The organism is uncultured Ruminobacter sp., assembly GCA_902764345.1.
In the GTDB taxonomy this organism is placed as follows: domain Bacteria; phylum Pseudomonadota; class Gammaproteobacteria; order Enterobacterales; family Succinivibrionaceae; genus Ruminobacter.
Map to the genome: position 1 here is coordinate 1 of CACWVT010000077.1, position 6,057 is coordinate 6,057.

A 6,057-nucleotide genomic window follows, 5' to 3' on the forward strand; every position below is an offset into this window, starting at 1 on the left:
TGAACCACCTGTTCCCATTCCGAACACAGAAGTGAAAAGCGGTCACGCCGATGGTAGTGTAGCATTCGCTATGTGAGAGTAGGTCATTGCCAGGCATTTAATTTGCTGATATGGCTCAGTCGGTAGAGCGCACCCTTGGTAAGGGTGAGGTCCCCAGTTCGATTCTGGGTATCAGCACCATACATTGCCCCCTTGCATTGCGAGGGGGTTTTTGTTTTAGAAAGTAAAAATTTTTCTTGTATTTATTACTTTTTTGTATATAATACCTGTGTTCCCTGTGAACGTTCAATTGTGCTGATATGGCTCAGTCGGTAGAGCGCACCCTTGGTAAGGGTGAGGTCCCCAGTTCGATTCTGGGTATCAGCACCACTCTATATCTGTTCTATACTATCCCTTTAAAAATCTTTCATATTTCAGACAATATTTTTTATTTAATGTATACTTGCTATAGTTGTTTTTTTAATAATTGTTGCTAAAGGCATACATCATGAAATCTGTTCTGCATGCGGTGTTCTCAGGTCTGATTTTGGGGATTACGATTTTGATTGTTAACGATCTAATGATCAAGGAGCAGAATAATAAACTCACCTACTCTCTGTTTCAAAACAACAGTGCCCCTGCCAACTATACTCAGGCAATTGAGGCAAGCGCTCCGGCCGTGGTTAACATTTTTATTCAGGTGACAGATTCTGATTATGACGGAAGCTCAAATGATACTTCATCTGTAAATAAAAACTTTAGCTCTGCTTCCGGCATCATCGTTGATAAAAATGGTTATATTCTTACTAATTATCATGTAATTATGAATGCTTCAATATCCGGTAGCACCATATTTGTCCAGCTGCGTAATGGTAAGACCTATCAAGGGGGGATCGTCGGTTATGATAAGCGTACCGATATAGCTGTCCTAAAGGTAAATACTAAGGATGTCCTTCCTGTAATTCCAATCAATCTTAACAGAAAGCCACGTCTGGGAGATGTTGTTCTGGCTATTGGTAACCCCTATAACATTGGTCAGACCATTACAATGGGAATCATAAGTGCTGTAGGCAGAACGGGAAGTGGTGTAACTAATGTTAATACACTTGATTTGTCCCCTGGTATTCAGGAATTTATTCAGACTGACGCAGCAATTAATTCCGGTAATTCCGGTGGTGCTCTGGTTAATTCTTTCGGTGAATTTGTCGGGATGAACACTGCTACTTTGTCTTCAATTGAAAATCAGACTAATGGTATAAGTTTTGCGATACCCGCTGAACTGTCTCTCAATATCATGAGAGACATAATTAAGCACGGAAGGGTTATAAGAGGATATCTGGGCATTATGGCAAAGGACATCACATCAGGTTCTGATTCCTTAAGACGTAAGTCAGGTGTCGTAATTACCAGCATTGACCCCTCAGGACCGGCCCATAATCTTTTATATGCAGGTGATTCTATCATAAGTGTTAACGGTGAGAAGATTACTGATTTGAAACATGTTATGAATATTATTGCTTCATCCCAGCCTAATACATCTCTTGTTTTTGAAATTATGAGAGGAGATGAGCTGGTTACGATCTCAGTTCTTCTTGCTGAGCAGCGATAATTTTTTCCAGTGATAAAAAACCCTGCTTTTGCAGGGTTTTTCTTTAGCTTTTTGGACGAATTGCGTCTTACGTTATGCTTTTAGTAGTTGCTTGTGAGATATACGGTTGTTCCCTTTCTGTCAAGCTTAAGCGCAAGGAATTTGTTTTTCTTGGAAAGAATCTTGTTCAAATCACTCATGCTGTTTACTTTTTCGCGGTTAGCTTCGGTGATGATGTCTCCCTTTGCAAGACCATATCTTGCAGCTCTGCTGTTGTCTTTGACATCGGATACCAGAACACCGCGACCGTCATTATCGGACAGCGTAGCTCCTTCAAAAAGCGGATTACTGCTGTTTGATGCTAAGGTTTTACCGTTATCTCCGTCTAAGGTTACTTCTACTTCTTTTTCTTTACCATCCCTAAAGATACCTATTTTAACCTTTGCGCCGGCACCCAGTGTTGCAATTTTTGCTCTGAGCTGACCGAAGTTACTGATTTTTACACCGTTTATTGATGTGAGTATATCTCCGGACTTTATTCCTGCTTTATCAGCAGCAGAATCTTTTAGAACTTCATTTACGAAAGCGCCGTTTACACTGTGATAATCAAAGTTTTTAGCCAGATCCTCATTGACTTCGGTACCGGTTATCCCTAATAGACCGCGTGTCACCTTACCGTTTGAAATCAACTGGTCAACAATTGAATGAGCCATGTTTGACGGAATGGCGAAGCCAATGCCGATGTTACCTCCGGATCTTCCGAGTATAGCAGTGTTGATTCCTATGAGTTCACCCTTGAGATTTATCAGTGCTCCGCCTGAGTTTCCTGAGTTAATGGCGGCATCAGTCTGAATAAAGTTTTCATAGTTTTCAATATTAAGACCGCTTCTGCCCAGGGCACTTATAATACCTGAGGTTACAGTCTGTCCGAGGCCGAATGGATTGCCTATTGCAATGGCAAAATCACCGACTTTCAGATTATCTGAATCAGCAAACTTAAGCTCTGTGAGATTTTTAGGAGATTCGAGTTCCAGAAGGGCAAAGTCTGTCTGTTCGTCTTCCCCTTTTACCTTTGCTTTAAGAACTCTACCGTCATGAAGAGTAACCTTTATGTCTTCGGCTCCATCAACGACATGATAGTTTGTGATTACAAGACCTTTTTCGGCGTTAATGATTACTCCTGAACCGAGTGCGGAGAATTTTCTCTCTTTTTGAATTTCAGGAAAGAAAAACTTAAATTCATCTGGTATGTCGAGAGAGTTCTGATTAAGTGATTTTTTACCGTTAACGGAAATATTTACTACCGCAGGTACTGCCTTTTCAATGAGTGGCGCAAGGGAAGGAATACCTTCGCTGTTCTGTGAAAGTGCGCCGATAAGAGGGGTGGCGTCAGCATAGGCAAGATTACCAATAGGGCTGAGAGCCAGTGCGATGCTTAAAGCACCGATTATTTTTTTATTGTTTAACATTACTTATTTATCTCCAATGAAAAATAAAGATAATAAAGTGCATAATCGTTGTCGTATTTAAGACAGTTAATTTTTATGAAAGTTCATACTGTGCTGTTCTTCTGCAGAACGACAGGACCGAATATTTATAGTGTTTTATGATCCTTCATACAATAGTTAATATGGGGTTATGTGCTATTGATTCAACAGGAATTGTTATTTATGGAATCTTTGCCACATTTTATGAAAAAGGGAGCCGTAGACAAAGTTACTGCTCCCTAATGGTTTGGATGACGTCTGATAACTATTTGGCGTCCACCGACAGATCCGGCGTATTGGTCTGTTCTTCAGAAATAATTTCAGCCTCCTTTATAACAGTTTCAGATGATTTTGGAGCCTGATGCGGTGCGTGGTACACGTCATGATGAGCAGCCTGATACATATTGCTGAACTGAGGTATTATCTTCTGTGACTGTTCATTCATGAATCTGGCATAAGTCGAATAACTGCTCTCAAGCTGATCGAAGAGTGTTCCTGATGTCTGGAAAAAATCTGTAAGAATTCGTCTCTGTGTTGCCATCTCTCTTTGAACTTTGGTAAGTTCGTCCTGCAATTCCATTTTAGAGGCGTCTCTGATAAGGAAGTGTCTCAGCAGAAAACCGATGATAATCCCCAAAACTCCGGACAGTATGATGTAGACAGTGGTATCGTCCATATTAGTTATCCCTCCTTGTCGGTCACGGTATGCGTGCCTGATTTATTATTTATTGTAGTTATACTGTAAACGTTCAATATGTATGTGATTATAAGATAAAGAGGGTAGTTATAAAAAGCGAGTTTTCAAAAATATAGGATTAGTCACTTTAAATTGGAAAACACGTCATTACGGTTTATGTAATGTCGTTTTGACAGGAGGGGAATGATGTTTTTTTTCTGCGTCTCCCGGATTACCGATTTGATGTTTTGAAGAGTACTTTAATATTTCTTCCCGTATGTCTAGGTCAGAAAATAATTATTGTGATTATCTCAAAAAAATAATGCAAAATTTATGAATTTAGTGTATTATTTGCACGCCCACATAACGTTAATGTTTAAAAACATGAGCGTATTCGAGTTTTCTTTATCTCGAAGGGGGTAAAGATATCGAAAATTATTTTTTGTACCGTTTGATGGTACTTATGTTTAACTGTTTTTTAGTTGGGTTATATCAATGAAAACTTTTGTAGCTAAGCCAGACACTATTAAGCGTGACTGGTATGTAGTTGACGCAGAAGGCAAGACTTTAGGTCGTCTTGCTACTGAGATCGCCTCACGTTTAAGAGGTAAGCACAAGCCTGAATACACCCCTTCAGCTGACACCGGTGATTACATCATCGTTGTAAATGCAGCTAAGGTTGTTGTAACTGGTAATAAGACCACTGATAAGGTTTACTATGCTCACTCTGGCTTCCCAGGTGGCATCAAGTCAATCACTTTTGACAAGCTTATTCAGTCTAAGCCAGAAATGGTTATTGAATCAGCTGTTCGTGGCATGTTACCAAAGGGACCTTTAGGTCGTGCAATGTTCCGTAAGTTAAAGGTTTATGCTGGTGCTTCTCATGATCACGCAGCTCAGAAACCACAGGTTTTAGACATTTAAGGATTAAGTAAATGGCAGAAAATCAATACTACGGTACAGGCCGCCGCAAGAGCTCTACTGCACGTGTATTCATCAAGAAGGGTACCGGCAACATCGTTATCAACAACAAGAAGCTTGAAGAGTACTTTACTCGTCCAACTTCTCGTATGGTTGTTTGTCAGCCACTCGAATTATTAAATCTTAAGGATTCTTTAGATTTATACATCACTGTAGTTGGTGGTGGTAACTCTGGTCAGGCTGGTGCTGTTCGTCACGGTATTACCCGTGCTCTTATCGAGTACGATGAATCATTCCGTTCTGAACTTCGCAAGGCAGGTTACGTAACTCGTGATGCTCGTCGTGTTGAACGTAAGAAGGTTGGTTTACACAAGGCTCGTAAGCGTCCTCAGTACTCAAAGCGTTAATACAATTTTTTTATTGTGTGAATGTGAAACCCCGGTCATCCGGGGTTTTTTTTTGTAAAAGAGTGTTTTGTATTGCGGAATTCCTCCATTAAATTTAAAAATAAGGTGTATTAAATATCAACTACTCGATAAAAATCTCAAAAATTTCATGTTATCCACATTATTCGTATATTTAATTGTTCTTTAATATGCTATTATTTAAAGTAGATAAAAATATGTAGGAGTGTTTATGGCTGACGGTATTAAAGTGCCTCCGTGCAGACCTTATGTTGTGAGGGCAATGTATGACTGGATGGTTGATAATCTGCTGACTCCTCAGATAGCAGTAAATGTTAACTTTCCGGAAGTGGATTTACCTCTGCAATATGCCCAAAATGGTTTAATTATATTGAACATATCTCCTCGTGCCGTTTTAAATTTGAAGATAGATAACAAAGGCATTTCATTTAATGCAAGATTCGGTGGAGTACCTCATTCAGTGTATGTACCGATGATTGCGGTAACATCAATATATCCGAGAGAAGATCCTAAACTGGGAATGTATCTGCTTCCAGAGGCCGGCTATGATGATTATTATGAAAATGCGGATGCCGGGCAGAATAAGGGACATCTTTCTGCAGTGGAAGAGGTTGAGAATACAGGCGTGAAGGAAGACACCCCTTCATCATCTCCAAAATCGAAGAAAAAGGTTGAACATAAGAAGCCTACACTTGAGATAGTTGAGTAAATTCCGGTGTTCTAATTAAAAAAAGGCACGCCTCCATGAAATTGGAGGCGTGCCTTTTTGTATTATGGTTTTTGTCGTCAGTAGGCAACGCCCTAAACTTTGTTGTAATTCATATGTTTAGGACACATAAGACCGAATTTCAAATAACGTGAGGTTCGGTCTTTCTATTTCTTGATTTCACTTAGGATAATATCCAGTTCGTCCAATGACTGTATGTTGTCGTCTTCGTCTGTTTCCTCTTCTTCTTTCGAGAGTTTTCCAAATATTTCCGT

6 protein-coding genes, 2 tRNA genes and 1 rRNA gene are annotated in these 6,057 nt (G+C 39.7%); 7 read left to right on the forward strand and 2 right to left on the reverse strand.

The window, feature by feature from the left end:
- The 4 genes from rrf to QZU58_RS09630 form a co-directional block, all read left to right on the forward strand.
- A 5S ribosomal RNA gene (gene rrf / locus QZU58_RS09615) occupies positions 1-95 on the forward strand; the annotation flags it as partial.
- Positions 96-104: 9 nt separating this feature from the next.
- Positions 105-180 (forward strand) — tRNA-Thr (locus QZU58_RS09620).
- 113 nt (positions 181-293) lie between these two features.
- Positions 294-369: transfer RNA gene (locus QZU58_RS09625), tRNA-Thr, on the forward strand.
- A 118-nt stretch (positions 370-487) separates the two neighbouring features.
- Positions 488-1,588, forward strand: a complete 1,101-nt coding sequence (locus tag QZU58_RS09630; RefSeq protein ID WP_294496342.1) for a trypsin-like peptidase domain-containing protein — start codon at positions 488-490, stop codon at positions 1,586-1,588.
- 80 nt (positions 1,589-1,668) lie between these two features.
- Here QZU58_RS09630 and QZU58_RS09635 read toward each other — a convergent pair whose 3' ends face one another.
- Together QZU58_RS09635 and QZU58_RS09640 are read right to left on the reverse strand one after the other, a co-directional pair.
- On the reverse strand, positions 1,669-3,036 hold the full coding sequence (locus tag QZU58_RS09635; protein WP_294462993.1) for a DegQ family serine endoprotease: 1,368 nt from the start codon (positions 3,034-3,036) through the stop codon (positions 1,669-1,671).
- A gap of 283 nt (positions 3,037-3,319) precedes the next feature.
- Positions 3,320-3,730, reverse strand: a complete 411-nt coding sequence (locus tag QZU58_RS09640; protein WP_294462992.1) for a DUF1043 family protein — start codon at positions 3,728-3,730, stop codon at positions 3,320-3,322.
- A gap of 495 nt (positions 3,731-4,225) precedes the next feature.
- Between QZU58_RS09640 and rplM the strand changes: the two genes are divergently transcribed.
- From rplM to QZU58_RS09655, 3 genes are all read left to right on the forward strand, one after another.
- Positions 4,226-4,654 (forward strand): 50S ribosomal protein L13, encoded by a 429-nt coding sequence (rplM, locus tag QZU58_RS09645; RefSeq protein WP_294462990.1) that lies wholly within the window; start codon positions 4,226-4,228, stop codon positions 4,652-4,654.
- Positions 4,655-4,665: 11 nt separating this feature from the next.
- Positions 4,666-5,058 carry a 30S ribosomal protein S9 gene (gene rpsI / locus QZU58_RS09650; protein WP_294462989.1) on the forward strand — a complete coding sequence of 131 codons (393 nt, stop codon included), beginning with the start codon at positions 4,666-4,668 and terminating at the stop codon, positions 5,056-5,058.
- Between the two features lie 229 nt (positions 5,059-5,287).
- Complete coding sequence (locus QZU58_RS09655) at positions 5,288-5,785, forward strand: ClpXP protease specificity-enhancing factor (RefSeq protein ID WP_294496344.1); 498 nt, start codon at positions 5,288-5,290, stop codon at positions 5,783-5,785.
- Positions 5,786-6,057 lie beyond the last annotated feature (272 nt).